The sequence below is a fragment of the Vibrio navarrensis genome (assembly GCF_000764325.1).
Lineage (GTDB): Bacteria > Pseudomonadota > Gammaproteobacteria > Enterobacterales > Vibrionaceae > Vibrio > Vibrio navarrensis.
This window is the reverse complement of record NZ_JMCG01000002.1, coordinates 292,138-310,033: the sequence shown is the minus strand read 5'-3', so window position 1 is coordinate 310,033 and position 17,896 is coordinate 292,138. Positions and strand designations below refer to the sequence as shown.

The window sequence follows — 17,896 nt, the reverse complement described above, 5'->3', positions numbered from 1 at the left end:
CTTTAACTATTGGGGGATAAAAGCTTAACTGCGTATGGCTTGGCCGAGCCAAACAATAGCAGTGAAGCCCCTTATTCTTTTGTCAAAAAGAAATCTGGCTAGCGGTGAGGCTAGCCAGTGAAGTCGATTACAGACCTGCGAGACGCGCAGTATCTTCTGCAATCACCAACTCTTCGTTGGTTGAGATAACCATCGCTGGGATACGGCTGTTTGCTGTTGTGATAACGCCTTCGCCGCCGAAACGTGCTTTTAGGTTTGCTTCGCTGTCTACTTCGATACCGAAGATGCCAAGGCGGTTGAGAACCATTTCACGGATTGGAGCAGAGTTTTCTCCGATGCCGCCAGTGAAAGTGATGGCGTCTAGACGACCGTCTAGAGTTGCAGTGTAACCAGCAACGTATTTAGCAAGGCGGTGACAGAATACATCCATCGCGCGAGTTGCTTCTTCTTTCTGGCCGTAGTTGTCTTCAACGAAACGGCAGTCAGACGTCACTTCAGTCAGACCAGTTAGGCCAGACTCTTTGGTCAGCATAGTGTTGATTTTTTCAACCGAGTAGCCAAGCGCATCGTGCAGGTGGAAGATGATCGCAGGGTCGATATCGCCACAACGAGTACCCATTACTAGACCTTCAAGTGGTGTTAGGCCCATTGAAGTATCCACTGACTGGCCGTTCTTCACTGCACAAACAGAAGCGCCGTTACCTAGGTGACAGTTGATGATGTTCACTTCTTCCACTGGCTTGCCAAGGATATTGGCTACTTCACGAGTGATGAAGAGGTGAGACGTGCCGTGCATGCCGTAACGACGGATACCGTGCTCTTTGTACAGGCTGTATGGCAAAGCGTATAGGTAAGATTCTTCAGGCATCGTTTGGTGGAAAGCAGTATCAAATACCGCCACGTTTTTCAGTGCAGGGAACGATTTTTGTGCCGCTTTAATGCCGATGATGTGTGCTGGGTTGTGAAGCGGTGCCAGTGTTGCGCAGTCTTCGATACCTTTGAGAACGTCGTCAGTGATAAGCGCTGACTGAGTGAATTGCTCGCCGCCGTGTACTACACGGTGACCGATTGCTGCTAGGTTTTCAGAAAGCTCTGGCTTAGAAGCAAGAATAGTTTCTACCATAAACGCTAGGGCTTCTTCGTGTGCTGCACCGTTACCCAGCTGAGCTTCGTGTTTGCCATCCAGTTTCCATTTGATACGTGCTTCAGGAAGGTGAAGACACTCAGCAAGACCTGATAGATGCTCGTCGCCATTCTCGGCATCAACAACAGCAAATTTGAGAGAAGAACTACCGCAGTTTAAAACTAAAACTAGCTTAGACATTTGTGACTACCTGTTATTCGTCTGATAAAGATCAGTAAGGATGAAAAATCATTCACAAGAATAGACGATGCCGTTACAGCTGCGTACTAATCTTGGTCAAAAAACTTTTGCTTTCCGTAATAAAGAAAGGTGGCGATCCCAATCACCACCTTTGCCATCCTTTGCAGATAGGTCCTCAGAGTTGCTTAAATTGTAAAATACAGCAACAATGACATTGAGGATCGTCAAAGGATAACGATAATAGGCAATGATAACAAAAAAAATTTGAAAGGATATTAACTTTCATCAATTTTTTGCGTTTTCAGTTTAAATCTTCAACTAAATTTTAGTGAGGGCGTTATGAGCAATAAAGTCGGATTAGCCCACAGCCTACGAGATGGGCAAAAGTACATGGATATCTGGCCGATGCGCAAAGAGTTGAACGCCATATTTCCTGACCAGAGAATCATTAAGGCGACGCGCTTCGGCGTGAAAGTGATGCCTGCGATTGCGGCCATTAGTCTGCTTACCCAAATGGCTTTCGACAATTACCAAGCCCTGCCACAAGCTATTGTGGTGGCACTGTTCGCTCTAAGTATGCCGTTGCAAGGAATGTGGTGGCTTGGCAACCGCTCTAACACGCAATTGCCTCCTGCGTTGGCGAGTTGGTATCGTGAGTTGCATCAGAAGATTGTCGAGACAGGGTTTGCTTTGGAACCCCTCAGATCTCGCCCGCGCTACAAAGAGCTAGCACAGATCCTCAATCGTGCTTTTCGTCAACTGGATAAAAGTGCCTTAGAACGTTGGTTTTAGCGCAATTTCTACGTGCTTAAGTGAATTCTTCCGGGCAGCCTTCGTGCTGCCTTTTGTTTTGCGTTATTTTCCGCTAGACACTTTGTCTTATCTCTCCTTTTTGTTTGTTTTCTGTTAAATCCCACTTTCCATCACGCTAAGTTACTGGTAATAATGTCATTCAGATGCACGAAAAGTGCACACAATAAAGATCGAACACAATAAACAAACACAACATCACCCACCTAAATTATGCTGAAATCAAGGAGTCAAGATGAAAGCAGGAAAACTGATCGCGACGGCCGTTCTTGCCAGTGCTGCATTACTCTCATCTCAATCGGTATTAGCGAAAACTGCCAAAGTTGCGGTATCGCAAATCGTTGAACATCCCGCCTTGGATGCAACGCGTCAAGGATTGCTCGATGGCCTGAAAGCCAAAGGCTATGTTGAAGGGGAAAATCTCGAATTTGATTACAAAACAGCGCAAGGCAACCCAGCGATTGCGGTGCAAATTGCCCGTCAGTTTGTTGGGGAAAACCCAGATGTATTAGTGGGCATTGCTACGCCAACTGCGCAGGCTTTGGTTTCGGCGACTCGCTCTATTCCGGTGGTGTTTACTGCGGTAACTGACCCTGTTGGGGCGAAGCTGGTCAAAACTATGCAGCAACCGGGCAAGAATGTGACGGGTTTGTCTGACCTTTCTCCTGTTTCTCAGCATGTTGACCTTATCAAAGAAATTCTGCCGAATGCCAAGTCGATTGGTGTGGTGTATAACCCAGGTGAAGCCAACGCGGTGACGCTAGTCGAGTTGCTGAAAAAGAGTGCAGCAGAGAAGGGTTTACAGGTGGTGGAAGCCACTGCGCTGAAAAGTGCTGATGTTCAGTCAGCGACTCAAGCGATTGCGGCTAAGTCTGACGTGCTGTATGCACCGACGGACAACACCGTTGCCAGTGCGATCGAAGGGATGATTGGTGCTGCAAACCAAGCGAAAACCCCGGTGTTTGGAGGGGCGACCTCTTATGTTGAAAAAGGGGCGATTGCGAGCTTAGGTTTTGATTACTATCAAGTCGGTGTACAAACGGCAGAGTACGTCGCAGCCATTTTAGATGGCCAAGAACCGGGCAAGTTGGATGTAAAAGTCGCCACTGGTTCTGATTTAGTGGTGAACCAGCGTGTTGCTACTAAGCTCGGTGTAACGATTCCTGCTTCTGTACTTGAGCGCGCGACAGACGTTCAGTAATCCTCCTCATCGGCCAGCGGGAAGCTGGCCCAATTCTTGAGCAGAATTAAAGGAGTGACTATGTCTGCTTTTGCATTTTTCGGAGCTTTAGAGCTTGGCCTGCTGTACGGTTTGGTCGCATTGGGCGTTTTTCTCACCTTTCGTGTGTTGGATTTTCCTGATCTCAGTGTTGACGGTAGTTTTCCGATGGGCGCGGCGGTTGCAGCAACGGCAATCGTGGCGGGCGTTAACCCTTGGCTTGCCACTGGAATGGCGATTCTTGCTGGCGCAATGACCGGTTGGGTAACGGCATTTTTAGCAGTGCGCTGCGGAATATTGCACCTTTTAGCATCCATTCTCACCATGATTGCCGCGTTCTCCATCAACATTCGCATCATGGGCCGGCCAAATATGGCTCTACTTGGGGAAGAAACCATTCTCACGCCGTTTGAGTCTTTGGGCGATCCTATGCTGGTTCGTCCATTGGTGGTTGGTATCTTAGTGTTGATCTCAGCTTGGTTAGTGGTTCGTCTGCTGAGCAGCGATTTTGGTCTGGGTTTGCGTGCCACGGGGGTTAATGCTCGAATGGTGCGCGCGCAAGGTGGAAGCACTTCTTTTTATACCTATTTTGGCCTTGCACTGTCGAACGGTTTTGTCGGCTTTGCGGGGGCATTGTTTGCGCAAACCAATAGTTTTGCCGATGTTACCTCTGGGGTTGGCACCATTGTAGTCGGTCTTGCGGCGGTCATTTTAGGCCAAACGTTGATCTCAGGTCGTAAAATTTGGGTCGCCGTCGTAGCGGTGATTGTTGGCTCGGTTCTTTATCGTTTAGCCGTTGCCTTTGCCTTGAGCTCTGGCATGTTCGGTTTACAAGCATCGGATCTCAACTTAGTGACCGCCATTCTCGTTGCGATTGCCTTGATCGCGCCGAAACTGAAAGGAAACCTCAGTATAAAAAAGTCCGTTAGCCCTGCCAAAGTGGCGGGTGGAAAAAGTCGATCAGGAGGTACGGCATGATTAGGCTGGAAGATATTCAGGTGACGTTTAACCGCGGCACTATTCTTGAAAATCGCGCTTTGCGTGGTGTCTGTTTAGAAGTGCCGGAGCACCAGTTTCTCACGGTTATTGGCTCAAATGGCGCAGGTAAATCAACACTTTTGGGCGCGGTAACAGGTGAAACGCCGATGGTCGGAGGCAAAGTATTGATTGATGACACCGACGTGACCCATCAAACCGTAGACCAGCGGGCTAAGCTTTGCGCACGTGTATTTCAAGATCCATTAGCGGGTACTTGCGGCGCGCTGACCATCGAAGAGAACATGGCTTTGGCTTACATGCGCGGGAAATCTCGTGGTTGGAACTTAGCGCTCTCTTCCCAGCGCAGAAAGCTCTTTCAAGAGCGCATCAGTATTCTGGGTTTAGGTTTAGAGGATAGGCTGGGCGACAGTATTGGCCTGCTATCGGGCGGGCAGCGCCAAGCCGTGAGTTTGGTGATGGCGACCTTATCAGACAGTAAGCTGCTCTTGCTGGATGAGCATACCGCAGCCTTAGACCCTCGTATGGCGGCGTTTATCATCGATCTGACCAAACGCATCGTCAAAGAGTTTAACCTGACTGTGATGATGGTGACTCACTCAATGAAAGATGCGCTAGCGTGTGGCGATCGCACCGTCATGTTGCACCAAGGCGAAATTGTTTTGGATGTCGCCGGAGAGCAACGGGCAGGAATGACGGTGACTCATCTGCTCGAAATGTTCTCGAAAGTGCGTGGTGAAGAGTTAGCGGACGACAGCTTACTGCTCAACTAAAAAGAGTCGCGTCACATCTCTACGCCCCTAACAATACGCCTACCAAGTGTGATCTCCCCTTGAAAAATAAAGGATTATTTATTTTTTAAGGGGGGAGTTTCTCGGTTGTTTGCGCTTTTACAATAAAGCAAAGCAACAACCAGAGTACCTCAAATGACGCATCCCTTTCTTTTTCACTCGCAGACTCAAGATGGATTTTGCTTAAGCCAAGGCTTAGCGCAGGTGACACTTCGCACTCAATCGCAAGGCATTAAAAAGGTCTATCTCAGACATGAACCCGATAATGAAGAGTACTTAGTCGAGATGCAACCGATTGAGCCAGTCGGGGCGTTAAAGCAATGGCGAGCAAGTTTCGCGCTCAACAGTGACCGCGATGTCACTCAATATGTCTTCAAAGTACTGACGGAAGATGGACAGTATTGGTTAGATGCTCGCGGGGTGCAAAAGCGTATGCCGGGCAGCGAATATCACTTTAAATACAATGCTAAGCATCAACCGCCAGAGTGGGTGAAAGAGCAGGTTTTCTATCAAATCTTCCCAGATCGCTTTTGCAACGGCAATCCTGATATCAGCGTGAAAGATGGTGAGTACACAGTAAAAAATGGTACGCGCCCGGTGGTGGCCAAAGCTTGGGGAGAGGCGGTTGATACGGGCTCTGGCTACGGTGGCTGTGAGTTTTATGGCGGCGATCTGGCTGGTATCGCAAGCAAACTGGATTATCTACAAACCTTGGGCGTGAGCGCGCTCTATCTCAACCCTATTTTTACCGCACCGAGTAATCATAAGTACGATACGACCGATTATCTGACGGTCGATCCGCATCTTGGCACCAATCAGGAGTTTGCCGAGCTCACGCAAGCATTACACCAGCGCGACATGAAAGTGATACTCGATGCGGTGTTTAACCACACCTCTTGCGAGCATCCTTGGCTCGATCGCGGCGGGAAAGGAGACAACGGTGCCTACCATCACAGTGATTCGCCTTACCGTGACTACTATTTCTTTGATGGGGATACGAAGAATTACATCGGTTGGAAAGGGATTGAGAACTTACCAGTGCTCAATTTTGCCCATCAAGCGGTAAGAGATTACATCTACCAAGGTGAAGATGCGGTGATACGCCATTGGCTCAAAGCGCCTTATCAAATTGACGGCTGGCGGTTTGATGTGATCCATATGCTCGGTGAAGGGGAAGGGGCTTACAACAATCCCCATTACGTGCAGGCATTTCGTCAGGCGACCAAAGCGCAAAACCCACAGGCGTACGTGCTCGGAGAACATTTTTTCGAGGCCACTAAGTGGCTGCAAGGTGAGCAAGAGGATGGCTCAATGAACTACTACGGTTTTGCCCACCCAGTTCGAGCTCTACTGGCACAACAAGATATTGCTTACGATCCGATTGCCATTGATGGCTGTGAGTTTGTCGAATGGCTCAATGAAGCGCGTGCGAAAGTTCCTTGGCTCAACCAATTAAGCCAGCTCAATCAACTCGATAGCCATGATACCGCACGTTTTATTACTTTGCTCAATCAGCACCAAGGTTACATGGAAATCGCACTCGGGCTGTTGTTTACGTATGTTGGCACGCCGTGCCTTTACTATGGGACAGAAGTGGGCTTAGCAGGCGGACAAGATCCCGATAATCGACGCTGCTTTCCTTGGGAACAGGTCGACACGTCCCCTTGGTTTGGTTATGTGCAACGCTTGATCCAATTAAGAACAACCCATCCTTGTTTACAGCAAGGCGCAATACTGTTTCTGGCGATAGAGAAGGACCACTTTGCCTTTACTCGCCAATTGGGAGAAGAATGCGCGCTGGTGGTTGTCAATTTAGCCAGTCAAACACAGCCGATCTCATTACCATTTTGGCAAACGGGAATATCAGCAGGCCAATTGACGCCGATGATGGAGCAACGCGCGCCTTTAGCCATTAGTGAAGAGATGTGCATGGAGATTGCACCAGAGTCCATTTCCGTATGGATGGTGGACACGAAGTGAGGCTCTCGGCCGCTGCGTACCAGCGGCCGATACGTTTTCATTTTATGCAGGAATGCTTTCTGCATGGAGCTGCGCGCGATAATGCTGCAAATGAGTCACAATCGGCTCAACTTGGGTCAGAGTACGAATGTCACTAAAGAGTGGGGCGGCTTGAGGGTAAGCTTGGCGTAAGTAGGCAAACCACTGCTTAATGCGATTCGGGTAATACTTACTTTTATCGCCGCGTACCTCGTATTCACTGTATTGCAGTAGCAAATCCACCACTTGATCCCACGGCATCGCCTTGTGATCATGTTTCATCACATTGCCTAAGTTCGGCACATTTAGCGCGCCGCGACATACCATTAAAGAATCGACCCCTGTGGTTGCTATACAAGCTTGCCCATCGGCGTAATTCCAGATTTCGCCATTGGCGATCAGAGGAATGTTGCAGCGCTGGCGGATCTGGTCGATATAGTGCCACTTAATTTCACTGGCTTTGTAACCGCCCGTTTTGGTTCGGGCGTGCACCGTCAGTTCATCCGCTTTGCCTTGTTCGACTGCATCGACGATCTCAAAGCAATCTTCTGGATTTTCCCAACCTAGGCGAATTTTGGCAGAGACAGGAATATGCGCAGGAACGGCTTCTCGGCACGCTTTGACCACTTGATAGATAAGCTCTGGATGTTGCAACAGCGCCGCGCCACCTTTACTTTGGTTAACCATCTTCGCCGGGCAACCAAAATTTAGATCGATGCCATAAGCACCAAGCTCGGCTGCTCGTACCGCGTTTTCTGCCATCCAATGTGGATCTTGACCTAGAAGTTGCAATTTGATTGGCACACCAGCACGTGTCCTTGAGCCTTGCAGCAGTTCAGGGCACAAGCGATAGAAGACATGATCGGGAAGTGGCTGACTGACCACGCGAACAAATTCGGTGACGCAGAAATCGTAATCATTGATCTCTGTGAGCATCTCACGCATCAAATGATCCAATACTCCTTCCATCGGTCCCAATATTACACGCATCGCTAATTTTTGCCTCTGTCAAAACGAGGCGCGATTGTAGCGATAAGCGACTCGCTTGTCACGATAAGAGGGATCCCAAAAGCCACAACGAATTTATCCACCACGTGGCCAAGCTTAGGTATATAATCGGCGCTATTTACTGAAAAAATTGCCGAAAAAAGTTAAAGACAATGCAATACCAACTTATCGACCTCACGACTTCCACATGCCCAGAATCAGCCTGGTTTATTGAAGGGGCTGTTTTTGCTGCCAATTTGACCGTCAAACCGACCGATCCAGAACAATGGCTAGCCAGCTTACTGGGCGAAGTCTCTGACGATATTCGTCATGCGGTCACAGAGCAGATCCACAAGCAACACAATCGCATTCTGCGCAATGAGTACTCGCTGCAGACACTACTCGAGCAAAATCAAGAAGCATTAGCGGATTTTGCCGAAGGGTTTATGTCGCTATGGCCGATGGTGGAAGAGCAGTGGCAAGAGGTGCAAATCAATGACGGTACGCAGCGTATGCTCAGCGCATGGTTAACGTGCTTGATGCTGGCTATCGACCAAGAACAAACTCAAGCGCAAATGAAGGCGGCAGGAATCGAGACGCCACCGCAGCTGGGTGATTTTCTGCCTCAGCTCGATCTGATGCTCAACGAAGTAGCACAAGCCGCCGATGAACTGATGGTTGGCAACAAATCGCAAAGTCTGAATCCTTACAAAGGCATCGGCCGCAACGATACATGCCCTTGTGGTAGCGGTAAGAAATTCAAACAGTGTTGCGGGCAGTAACATTGGTCTACAACGTAGAGAAAGCAAAAAGCCGGGAAATCACCCGGCTTTGTTTCATCTTTGCTCAAGCTGTTAGCGAATGGGATTTCTTTTTTTGATGGCAAAGAACTGGGAAATCATCACAAACGCGAGGACCACGAGGTTGGCAGCAAATATCACCACGAGCCACTGTGGCATGGATAAAGTTAAGAACTGCCAAACGATTTTGCTGCAATCTCCATAGGCCTCAAACAGCCAAGGTGCCCACTGGTTTAGCGGTGCCCAATCAGGGAAAGTGACAAACAGATCACAGGTTGCAAAAGGAGATGGATTAAACTGGTAGTCCACGTGTTGCATCGCCAGCGCTAAGCCTTTGTATGAACTGGCTCCCCAAGCCGCAAAACCAAGCCAACGAATCAATGGGTTGCTCGGTGCTATTAGCCCTATGAGTGCCGCGCCACCAATACCAAACATGGCGACTCGTTCATAAATGCACATCACGCAGGGCGAAAGTAGCATGACATGTTGGAAAAAGAGGGCTGCCCCCTCGAAGAAAAGAACAAAAATCAACAAAAGTAGCCATGAGGCACGACTACGAGAAAACCGATTAAGTGATGAAAAAAGAGTCACTTTAAGCAATCCTTTTGTAAAGAAAATAAAAAAGCCCTGAGTACTCAGAGCTTTTTATCTTGGATAAGTTTCTTAATCAATGGAAATATTTAGTGGCCACTAGAAACTGCGTGTGAAACGGCTCCAACATGATGCGAAATCCAACCAGCGTCATAAAACCAGGCAGTCATCGGCTCAAGTAAGAACACAATACCAAACAGACCCACCAAAGCGAGCACGACCGTATATGGCAGTGCCATCAGCACCATACGTCCATAAGAGAGGCGGATCAAAGGCGACAAGGCCGAAGTCAATAAAAACAGAAATGCCGCCTGACCGTTTGGTGTGGCCACCGAAGGTAAGTTGGTCCCCGTGTTGATAGCAACCGCCAGCAAGTCAAACTGATCGCGGTTAATCAAACCTTCGTGCAAGGCGGTTTTCACTTCGTTGATATAAACAGTGCCAACAAACACGTTGTCTGAAACCATAGAGAGCAGACCGTTAGCAACATAGAACATCGCAAGCTGTGTTCCTTTGTCTTCGAGAGCCAATACTGAATCAATCACAGGCTTAAACAGTTCTTGGTCGATGATCACCGCAACAATAGAGAAGAATACCGCTAGTAGCGCAGTGAATGGCAGCGCTTCTTCAAACGCTTTACCCAGTGAATGTTCTTCAATCACTCCTGTGAAGGCAGTGGCGAGGATGATAACCGATAGACCAATCAAACCGACCGCAGCCAAGTGCAGTGCGAGTCCAACAATCAGCCAAACCGCAATCAGGCCCTGAATCCACAGTTTTGCGACGTCTTGATTGGTGCGGGTTTTGCGCTCTTCGTTGTCAAAATCGACCAGGATATGACGAACATTGTCAGGCAGCTCAGCGCCATAGCCGAACACTTTAAACTTCTCAACCGCAACACAAGTGAGTAAGCCGCAGACAAAAACAGGCAGTGTGATTGGCGCCATACGAATCAAGAATTCACCGAACAGCCAGCCTGCTTGATCGGCAATGATCAGGTTTTGCGGTTCGCCAACCATAGTGGTTACGCCACCGAGTGCAGTACCCACACCTGCGTGCATCAATAGTGAGCGTAGAAATGCGCGGTAATTCTCAAGGTCATCTCGAGTTAGCTCAGTAAAGTGATCATCTTGGGTATGATCGTGGTCTGAACTTACCCCGCTGCCAGAGGCCACTTTGTGGTAGATTGAGTAGAACCCGACGGCAACACTGATAACGACAGCGATCACCGTCAGGGCATCTAGAAATGCCGAAAGAAACGCGGCCGCAAAGCAGAATGCTAGAGAAAGCATCGCCTTAGAGCGGATTCCGAGCAAGATCTTAGTGAAGATGAACAGAAGCAGGTGCTTCATAAAGTAGATGCCAGCTACCATGAATACCAGGAGCAGTAGCACTTCGATATTCGCAACCAGTTCATGTTTGACTTGTTCTGGACTGGTCATCCCGATAGCAATTGCCTCAATCGCTAATAAACCGCCGGGTTGAAGTGGGTAACATTTTAGTGCCATCGCCAACGTAAAGATGAACTCTACCACCAGTAGCCAGCCTGCTACGAAAGGATTGACGAGGAAAAAAACGATAGGGTTAATGATTAGAAAAGAAATGATGGCAAGTTTATACCAATCAGGTGCCTTACCAAGAAAATTCTTGATAAAAGCGTTTCCGAGCGATATCGGCATGATAATTCTCTTAATTTAACTGAGTTATGAATAGACACTACAACATAGTGCTTAAGCCTATGTGTCAAAGACGAAACATCTATCTTAAAAACAATAACTTAGAAAAACAACAAATCCTTGTTTTCATGTAGTTTTGCCAAGTTACTTCCCTTGAACTTAAGCACCGCTCCTTTTCGCCCGCAACTCTACTATTAAGTAACACTTAGTCAACAAGAAATCCCCTTCAGATTGACAAATAGCGACTTTGTTTCATAAAACGCGATCGAAGTAGCACAAGTATACCATGAAAAGTATGCAAAAGTTCTCTTATCATCATAATTTACGTTCAAAGGAGAAAAAAGATAAATTAAGGTGGTGTTTTAAGTGATTCACTCAAATTTAATTTTCAGTTTTTCAATTTAAAAATGTGACGAATGACCCTTTATTTATTCTGGGTTTGTGCGTGGTTCGATAGTCATAAACTGTCATTTTTGACAATCTTCTTCAACTTTCTAGTCTTTCAGTACCCACTTGGGATTAGAGTAAATATACAATATTGCAGTTTAGTTTCATTTATTGTTAGGAAATTTTCGCTATTGAATAAGTAGTGGTATGATGAGTGCCATTGAAGACGCCAAAACAAAAACTGGATAACAAAATATAATGGTTATTAAGGCAAAGAGCCCTGCGGGCTTTGCAGAGAAGTATATTATTGAAAGCATCTGGAATGGTCGCTTTCCACCCGGTTCTATTTTACCTGCCGAGCGTGAGCTCTCTGAATTGATTGGGGTAACCAGAACAACACTGCGTGAGGTGTTGCAGCGCTTGGCTCGCGATGGCTGGTTGACTATTCAGCATGGTAAGCCAACCAAAGTAAACCAGTTTATGGAAACATCTGGTCTGCATATCCTAGATACCTTGATGACGCTTGATGTCGATAACGCGACTAACATCGTGGAAGATCTTCTGGCGGCGCGCACCAACATCAGTCCTATTTTTATGCGTTATGCGTTCAAAGTGAATAAAGAGAGCTCTGAGCGAACCATCAGGAATGTGATTGACTCTTGTGAACAATTGCTTGAAGCGCCATCGTGGGATGCATTTTTGTCATCGTCTCCTTATGCCGACAAAATTCAACAAAATGTAAAAGAAGACAATGAGAAAGATGAAGTCAAGCGCCAGGAAATTCTGGTGGCGAAGACGTTCAATTTTTATGATTATATGCTGTTTCAACGTTTGGCGTTCCACTCCGGAAACCAAATCTACGGCCTCATCTTTAATGGTCTAAGAAAACTGTATGATCGTGTTGGAAGCTTCTATTTTTCTAACCCGACTTCGCGAGCGCTTGCTCTGAAGTTTTATCGCCAGTTACTCCAGATCTGCGAGTCAGGTCAACGTGAGCAGCTACCAGGCCTTATTCGTCAATATGGCATTGAAAGCGCGATGATTTGGAACGAGATGAAAAAGCAGTTGCCGACCAATTTCACGGAAGACGATGCTTAGAAGCGAATAAAGAAAACCGCCAAATCGGCGGTTTTCTTTTAAGCGATGGACAGTTTGGGCAGTGGCAGGTAAACACTCTCAATGATCTCATCTAACATGGCGTCATAGCTGGTAAAAATGGCCGCCGAAATTTGACTGGTCAGCTCATAAAGTTCGGTCTTTATCGGACGACTTTCTGCCGATTCTGCGTATGCCTCTAATGCACGAGTGATTTCCATCCCAGCCGGAGAGGCGATACTCAAAGGACTTATCAGCGCTAATTGATTCAGTCTTCTAACCATCCTCTCTGCATTATGACGAAATCGCGTTAGCCCTTGCTCATCTTGAATGTCTTGGATTGAGATGCGCAGCTGTGTCAATGCTTCAAGACTTTCAATCACAATCTGCCAATGACCGTGGTATTCATCACTCAGTTCATCACGTTCTGACTCGGCCAACCAACTGACAGTCACTTCATCGATTAGGTAGAGTGTATGACGGATCAACTTACCATGGTGAAATTGACTTTTTGCCACGCTGTTTTCCTGCCAATTGTTAAAAAGAAACGTGTATTGATTCAATAGGATGCGATACAAAGGCTTGCTGTCTATCGCAGTGAGATCGATCAACATCTGACAACGCAACAACACTTCTTCCTGAATGTGCTTAATCTCGCTACAGTGAGGCTGTTTGTAGAGCAAGCTCAAATGCGCCGCAGAGCGGTGTTGTCGTGTTAAGTGCACCACTTCTCTCAATGTGCTAAGGATTTGATACTTCTGCATGTAACGGTTTTCACGCTTTTGTGAAAGGTAGAAGAGTGAACCTAAAACGGCGATAGACAATAATGATGACAGTAAAACAAACATAACTTACTCCTTGTATGCGTTCCTAGCCACAAAGGGGTAGAGCAGGTTTAATGCCAGAATATTAATTGTTTAAATTCAAATGGTTAGATTTTTCTAGTGAAAATTTCTGTGCCAATTTGGTGCAGTCATCACCAAAAGTGTGAAATAGGACACAAAAAAGCCTCGCATTTATATCGCGAGGCTTGGAGAGAAGTAAAAGGTTGGCGGCGGGTTACATCACACGCATGCCAGGCTGCGCGCCTTCATGCGGCTCAAGGATCCAGAGATCTTTGCCACCAGGGCCTGCCGCTAGGATCATGCCTTCAGACATGCCAAACTTCATCTTACGTGGTTTGAGGTTAGCAACCACAACAGTGTATTTACCAACCAGATCCTCGGGGTTGTAAGCGGCTTTAATGCCAGAGAAAACTTGACGCATTTCACCGCCGATATCCAATTGGAATTTCAAAAGTTTGTCCGCTTTTGGCACCGATTCACAAGACACGATTTTGGCAATACGAAGGTCAACTTTTGCGAAGTCATCGAATTCAATTTCATCGGCAATTGGATCTTTGCTGAGCTCAGTCTCTTGAGCTGCATTAGAGGCTTCCGCTTTCTCTTTTGCCGCCATTTCAGCCGCCGCATCTTCTTTTGATGCTTCAATCATGGCTTCGATGTTTTTCGGATCGATACGATTGAACAGCGCTTTAAACGCGGTAATTTCGTGTGCCGTTAATGGCTGAGCAATCCCTTCCCACGTCAGCTCTTGATTTAAGAAAGCCTCAGTGCGAGCAGCAAGCGCTGGCATCACAGGCTTCAAGTAAGTCATCAGAACGCGGAACAGGTTAATACCAACAGAACAGATTTCCTGCAGTTCCTGATCTTTACCTTCTTGTTTTGCCACAACCCAAGGCGCTTTTTCATCAACGTATTGGTTGGCTTTGTCCGCCAACGCGGTGATTTCACGGATCGCACGACCAAACTCACGCGCTTCGTAAAGTTCTGCGATACGCTCTGCCGCGGCAACAAATTCGTTGTAAAGCTCTGGCTCGACGAAGTTTTCAGCGAGCTTGCCTTCAAAGCGCTTGGCAATGAAACCAGCGTTACGCGATGCTAGGTTGACGATCTTGTTCACCACATCGGCGTTGACGCGCTGAGTAAAGTCTTCAAGGTTAAGATCTAGGTCGTCAATACGGCTGTTCAGCTTTGCTGCGTAGTAGTAACGTAGGCACTCAGGATCTAAATGCTCTAGGTAAGTACTTGCTTTGATGAAAGTACCTTTAGACTTAGACATCTTAGCGCCGTTGACCGTAACGTAGCCATGAACAAAAACGTTGTTTGGCTTACGGAAACCAGCACCGTCTAGCATCGCTGGCCAGAACAGGCTGTGGAAGTAAACGATGTCTTTACCGATGAAATGGTACAGTTCTGTTTTGCTGTCTTTGTTCCAGTATTCATCGAAATCAAGATCATCACGCTTATCACATAGGTTTTTGAATGAACCCATGTAGCCGATTGGCGCATCTAGCCAAACGTAGAAAAACTTGTCTTTTTCGCCTGGAATTTCAAAACCGAAGTAAGGTGCATCACGGGAGATATCCCACTGCTGCAGGCCCGACTCAAACCACTCTTGCATTTTGTTGGCGGTTTCAGTTTGAAGAGAGCCAGAGCGAGTCCACTCTTTGAGCATGCTTTCAAACTGAGGCAGGTCGAAGAAGAAGTGCTCTGAATCTTTCATAACTGGTGTGGCGCCTGATACCGCTGATTTCGGGTTAATCAGTTCAGTTGGGCTGTAGGTTTCGCCACAAGCGTCACAGTTGTCGCCGTATTGGTCTTCTGACTTACATTTTGGGCACGTCCCTTTAACGAAACGATCCGGTAGGAACATCTCTTTTTCAGGGTCGAACAACTGAGAAATAGTACGGCTAGAGATAAAGCCATTTTTCTTCAGTTGTAGATAGATGTGCGAAGCCAGCTCGCGGTTCTCGTCTGAATGCGTGCTGTGGTAGTTATCAAAGCTGATATCAAAGCCAGCAAAGTCCTTCTGGTGCTCCACGTTGACCGCAGCGATCATCTCCTCTGGCGACATACCCATCTGTTGAGCTTTAAGCATGATTGGCGTGCCGTGAGCATCGTCAGCACAGATGAAATTTACAATGTTGCCGCGTAGGCGTTGGTAACGAACCCAAATGTCCGCTTGGATATGCTCAAGCATATGACCAAGGTGGATCGAACCGTTAGCGTACGGAAGGGCACAAGTTACCAGCAATTTCCTTGGGGGAAAGTTTCTTGGATCGTTTGCCATACTTAATATTCGCTTTTCTCGATAGGTATAAAAATTTGATTGATAATACTAACTCAGTAAATCGGTAAGTCCAAGGTGTGACAGAGGATAATCACCTGGTTTTTTTGGGGTTCAGTCGTGCTTTACTCGGTGATAGGATGCAGTCAACAGAGGAGGCGATATGCGTCAATTCACTTCAAAACAAGATTTCTCTTATTGGCTTAATCAGTTCGAACATTGGGCTTTGATACCGCAGTGGGCAGATATGCACGGTGTGGTGAGTTTAAAAGCCGATGGTGGGCTGCACATCACGCTGCCTTTTGCTGCCAAATCGTTGATCGAAGCGTTGACGAGTTGGGTAGAGCAGCAGCAAGCAAGCGGCGAGGCGGCTAAGGTGGGGTTCACTATTGAGCAGCGAGTCAAAGCGATGGAAACGCCAGTTGCTCACGCTGTAAGTGGAGTAAAAAACATCATCGCGGTTACCTCCGCCAAAGGCGGTGTGGGCAAATCTACTACGGCGGTTAATTTGGCACTGGCGATAGCGGCCAGTGGCGCAAAGGTCGGATTGCTTGATGCCGATATTTATGGCCCGTCTTTGCCGCTTATGCTCGGCACACTAAATAAAAAGCCAGACGTCGAGCAGGGAAAATGGATGCAACCCGTGCTGGCGCATGGCATCTATACCAACTCAATCGGTTACTTAGTGGATCAAAACGAAGCCGCTATTTGGCGCGGGCCGATGGCTTCCAAAGCGCTGGCGCAATTGCTCAATGAAACTCAGTGGCCGGATCTCGACTATTTAGTCATCGACATGCCTCCCGGTACCGGTGACATTCAACTGACCTTATCACAGCAAGTGCCAGTGGCAGGCAGTGTTATCGTCACCACGCCGCAAGATCTTGCGTTGGCGGATGCGCGCAAAGGGGCCGCGATGTTTCGTAAAGTAGGCGTACCGGTGCTCGGTGTGGTTGAGAACATGAGTTACCATATTTGCCGACACTGCGGGGCCCAAGAGGCGATTTTCGGCCATGGTGGTGGTGAAGAGATGGCCAAAGAGTATGGACTTGCTCTGCTAAGCCAGATCCCACTGCATATTGAGATGCGCGAAGACATTGACGCTGGTGTGCCAACGGTTTGTCGGCGACCAGAAAGTGAACACGCGCAGCGCTATTATCAGCTTGCGGAGCGTATATGCAGTGCGTTGTACTGGCAAGGAAAGGCAAAACCAGAGACCATTCTCTACACTCGGCTTGATTAAATAAGCCCGTCGATTTTGGATGAAAAAAAGACCAAGTAATCGTTTGCTTGGTTTTTTGTTCTCCGCCACCGGAGAAAAGGGCGTTAAAGCAGGAAAAGCGACTAGTATCTAAAGGATGAACTCCCTATAATCAGGCGGTTTATCTATTCCTACTGCTACAAAATCATCATCGGGTGCAACTAATGTCTGAGAATAATCAATGCGTCATCGTCGGTATTGCGGGCGCGTCAGCTTCTGGAAAAAGTCTGATTGCCAGCACGATCTATAATGAACTTCGTGCCAAAGTAGGCGACCATCAAATCGGTGTGATTACGGAAGATTGCTACTACAATGATCAAAGCCATTTGAGCATGGAAGAACGCGTTAAAACTAACTACGACCACCCGAGCGCACTCGACCACGATCTGCTTTGCGAGCACCTAGAAAAGCTCACCCGAGGTGAAGCGGTTGAAGTCCCTGAGTACAGCTATACTGAACATACTCGCACGGCCAATACCACTACCATGACGCCGAAAAAAGTGATCATCCTAGAAGGCATCTTGCTTTTGACCGATCCGCGTTTGCGTGACTTAATGCACGCGACCGTCTTTATGGATACGCCACTGGATATCTGTCTGCTGCGTCGTGTGAAACGTGATGTAGAAGAGCGCGGCCGTACCATGGAATCGGTGCTGAAACAGTACCAGCAGACTGTGCGCCCAATGTTTATGCAGTTTATTGAGCCTTCAAAACAGTACGCGGACATTATTGTCCCTCGTGGTGGTAAAAACCGCATTGCGATTGATGTACTGAAAGCGCACATTGCAAAACTATTGAAAGCTTAAGTCATTGTCTCGTCAGCGAGCTTTATTTT

Annotated in this window: 15 protein-coding genes; 9 read left to right on the top strand and 6 right to left on the bottom strand. The window is 47.5% G+C overall.

The features are described from left to right. Positions 1 to 127: 127 nt before the first annotated feature. Entirely contained in the window at positions 128 to 1,324 is a 1,197-nt protein-coding gene (locus tag EA26_RS15730; protein WP_039429877.1) for an acetate kinase, read from the bottom strand. A 339-nt stretch (positions 1,325 to 1,663) separates the two neighbouring features. On the opposite strand from EA26_RS15730, the gene yfbV reads away from it, so the two are divergent. The 5 genes from yfbV (at position 1,664) to malZ (ending at position 7,120) form a co-directional block, all read left to right on the top strand. Continuing rightward, a complete protein-coding gene (gene yfbV, locus EA26_RS15725) occupies positions 1,664 to 2,116 on the top strand; it encodes a terminus macrodomain insulation protein YfbV (RefSeq protein WP_039429875.1) in 453 nt (150 codons plus the stop codon). A 253-nt stretch (positions 2,117 to 2,369) separates the two neighbouring features. Beyond that, positions 2,370 to 3,335, top strand: coding sequence for an ABC transporter substrate-binding protein (locus EA26_RS15720; protein ID WP_039429874.1), 966 nt, complete (start codon positions 2,370 to 2,372; stop codon positions 3,333 to 3,335). Positions 3,336 to 3,395: 60 nt separating this feature from the next. Beyond that, positions 3,396 to 4,331 carry an ABC transporter permease gene (locus EA26_RS15715; protein WP_039429872.1) on the top strand — a complete coding sequence of 312 codons (936 nt, stop codon included), beginning with the start codon at positions 3,396 to 3,398 and terminating at the stop codon, positions 4,329 to 4,331. Next, positions 4,328 to 5,122: an ABC transporter ATP-binding protein gene (locus EA26_RS15710; protein WP_039429871.1), complete on the top strand. Its 795-nt coding sequence runs from the start codon at positions 4,328 to 4,330 to the stop codon at positions 5,120 to 5,122. Before EA26_RS15715 ends, EA26_RS15710 begins: the two co-directional genes overlap by 4 nt. Before the next feature lie 153 nt (positions 5,123 to 5,275). After that, positions 5,276 to 7,120, top strand: coding sequence for a maltodextrin glucosidase (gene malZ / locus EA26_RS15705; RefSeq protein WP_039429869.1), 1,845 nt, complete (start codon positions 5,276 to 5,278; stop codon positions 7,118 to 7,120). A 42-nt stretch (positions 7,121 to 7,162) separates the two neighbouring features. On the opposite strand, the gene dusC is transcribed toward malZ, so the two are convergent. Further along, on the bottom strand, positions 7,163 to 8,128 hold the full coding sequence (gene dusC, locus EA26_RS15700) for a tRNA dihydrouridine(16) synthase DusC (protein ID WP_039429867.1): 966 nt from the start codon (positions 8,126 to 8,128) through the stop codon (positions 7,163 to 7,165). A gap of 170 nt (positions 8,129 to 8,298) precedes the next feature. On the opposite strand from dusC, the gene EA26_RS15695 reads away from it, so the two are divergent. Next, entirely contained in the window at positions 8,299 to 8,907 is a 609-nt protein-coding gene (locus EA26_RS15695) for a YecA family protein (protein ID WP_039429865.1), read from the top strand. Positions 8,908 to 8,979: 72 nt separating this feature from the next. Here the strand turns inward: EA26_RS15695 and dsbB are convergent, their stop codons facing one another. Together dsbB and nhaB are read right to left on the bottom strand one after the other, a co-directional pair. Further along, a complete protein-coding gene (dsbB, locus tag EA26_RS15690) occupies positions 8,980 to 9,516 on the bottom strand; it encodes a disulfide bond formation protein DsbB (protein WP_039429862.1) in 537 nt (178 codons plus the stop codon). 89 nt (positions 9,517 to 9,605) lie between these two features. Further along, complete coding sequence (nhaB, locus tag EA26_RS15685; RefSeq protein ID WP_039429861.1) at positions 9,606 to 11,195, bottom strand: Na(+)/H(+) antiporter NhaB; 1,590 nt, start codon at positions 11,193 to 11,195, stop codon at positions 9,606 to 9,608. A gap of 642 nt (positions 11,196 to 11,837) precedes the next feature. Here nhaB and fadR point away from each other — a divergent pair. Continuing rightward, on the top strand, positions 11,838 to 12,677 hold the full coding sequence (fadR, locus tag EA26_RS15680) for a fatty acid metabolism transcriptional regulator FadR (protein WP_039429858.1): 840 nt from the start codon (positions 11,838 to 11,840) through the stop codon (positions 12,675 to 12,677). 38 nt (positions 12,678 to 12,715) lie between these two features. On the opposite strand, the gene EA26_RS15675 is transcribed toward fadR, so the two are convergent. Next, positions 12,716 to 13,522, bottom strand: coding sequence for a hypothetical protein (locus EA26_RS15675; protein WP_039429855.1), 807 nt, complete (start codon positions 13,520 to 13,522; stop codon positions 12,716 to 12,718). 211 nt (positions 13,523 to 13,733) lie between these two features. Continuing rightward, positions 13,734 to 15,806, bottom strand: coding sequence for a methionine--tRNA ligase (gene metG / locus EA26_RS15670; protein ID WP_039429853.1), 2,073 nt, complete (start codon positions 15,804 to 15,806; stop codon positions 13,734 to 13,736). A 160-nt stretch (positions 15,807 to 15,966) separates the two neighbouring features. Here metG and apbC point away from each other — a divergent pair, with 160 nt between their 5' ends. Both apbC and udk read left to right on the top strand, forming a co-directional pair. Continuing rightward, complete coding sequence (gene apbC / locus EA26_RS15665) at positions 15,967 to 17,043, top strand: iron-sulfur cluster carrier protein ApbC (protein ID WP_039429851.1); 1,077 nt, start codon at positions 15,967 to 15,969, stop codon at positions 17,041 to 17,043. 182 nt (positions 17,044 to 17,225) lie between these two features. Further along, positions 17,226 to 17,867, top strand: coding sequence for a uridine kinase (udk, locus tag EA26_RS15660; RefSeq protein WP_039429849.1), 642 nt, complete (start codon positions 17,226 to 17,228; stop codon positions 17,865 to 17,867). Positions 17,868 to 17,896: the final 29 nt, after the last annotated feature.

Coding starts and splice junctions, on each gene's coding strand:
- EA26_RS15730 (WP_039429877.1), bottom strand. CDS start 1,324: ATGTCTAAGCTAGTTTTAGTTTTAAACTGCGGTAGTTCTTCTCTCAAA.
- yfbV (WP_039429875.1), top strand. CDS start 1,664: ATGAGCAATAAAGTCGGATTAGCCCACAGCCTACGAGATGGGCAAAAG.
- EA26_RS15720 (WP_039429874.1), top strand. CDS start 2,370: ATGAAAGCAGGAAAACTGATCGCGACGGCCGTTCTTGCCAGTGCTGCA.
- EA26_RS15715 (WP_039429872.1), top strand. CDS start 3,396: ATGTCTGCTTTTGCATTTTTCGGAGCTTTAGAGCTTGGCCTGCTGTAC.
- EA26_RS15710 (WP_039429871.1), top strand. CDS start 4,328: ATGATTAGGCTGGAAGATATTCAGGTGACGTTTAACCGCGGCACTATT.
- malZ (WP_039429869.1), top strand. CDS start 5,276: ATGACGCATCCCTTTCTTTTTCACTCGCAGACTCAAGATGGATTTTGC.
- dusC (WP_039429867.1), bottom strand. CDS start 8,128: ATGCGTGTAATATTGGGACCGATGGAAGGAGTATTGGATCATTTGATG.
- EA26_RS15695 (WP_039429865.1), top strand. CDS start 8,299: ATGCAATACCAACTTATCGACCTCACGACTTCCACATGCCCAGAATCA.
- nhaB (WP_039429861.1), bottom strand. CDS start 11,195: ATGCCGATATCGCTCGGAAACGCTTTTATCAAGAATTTTCTTGGTAAG.
- fadR (WP_039429858.1), top strand. CDS start 11,838: ATGGTTATTAAGGCAAAGAGCCCTGCGGGCTTTGCAGAGAAGTATATT.
- EA26_RS15675 (WP_039429855.1), bottom strand. CDS start 13,522: ATGTTTGTTTTACTGTCATCATTATTGTCTATCGCCGTTTTAGGTTCA.
- metG (WP_039429853.1), bottom strand. CDS start 15,806: ATGGCAAACGATCCAAGAAACTTTCCCCCAAGGAAATTGCTGGTAACT.
- apbC (WP_039429851.1), top strand. CDS start 15,967: ATGCGTCAATTCACTTCAAAACAAGATTTCTCTTATTGGCTTAATCAG.
- udk (WP_039429849.1), top strand. CDS start 17,226: ATGTCTGAGAATAATCAATGCGTCATCGTCGGTATTGCGGGCGCGTCA.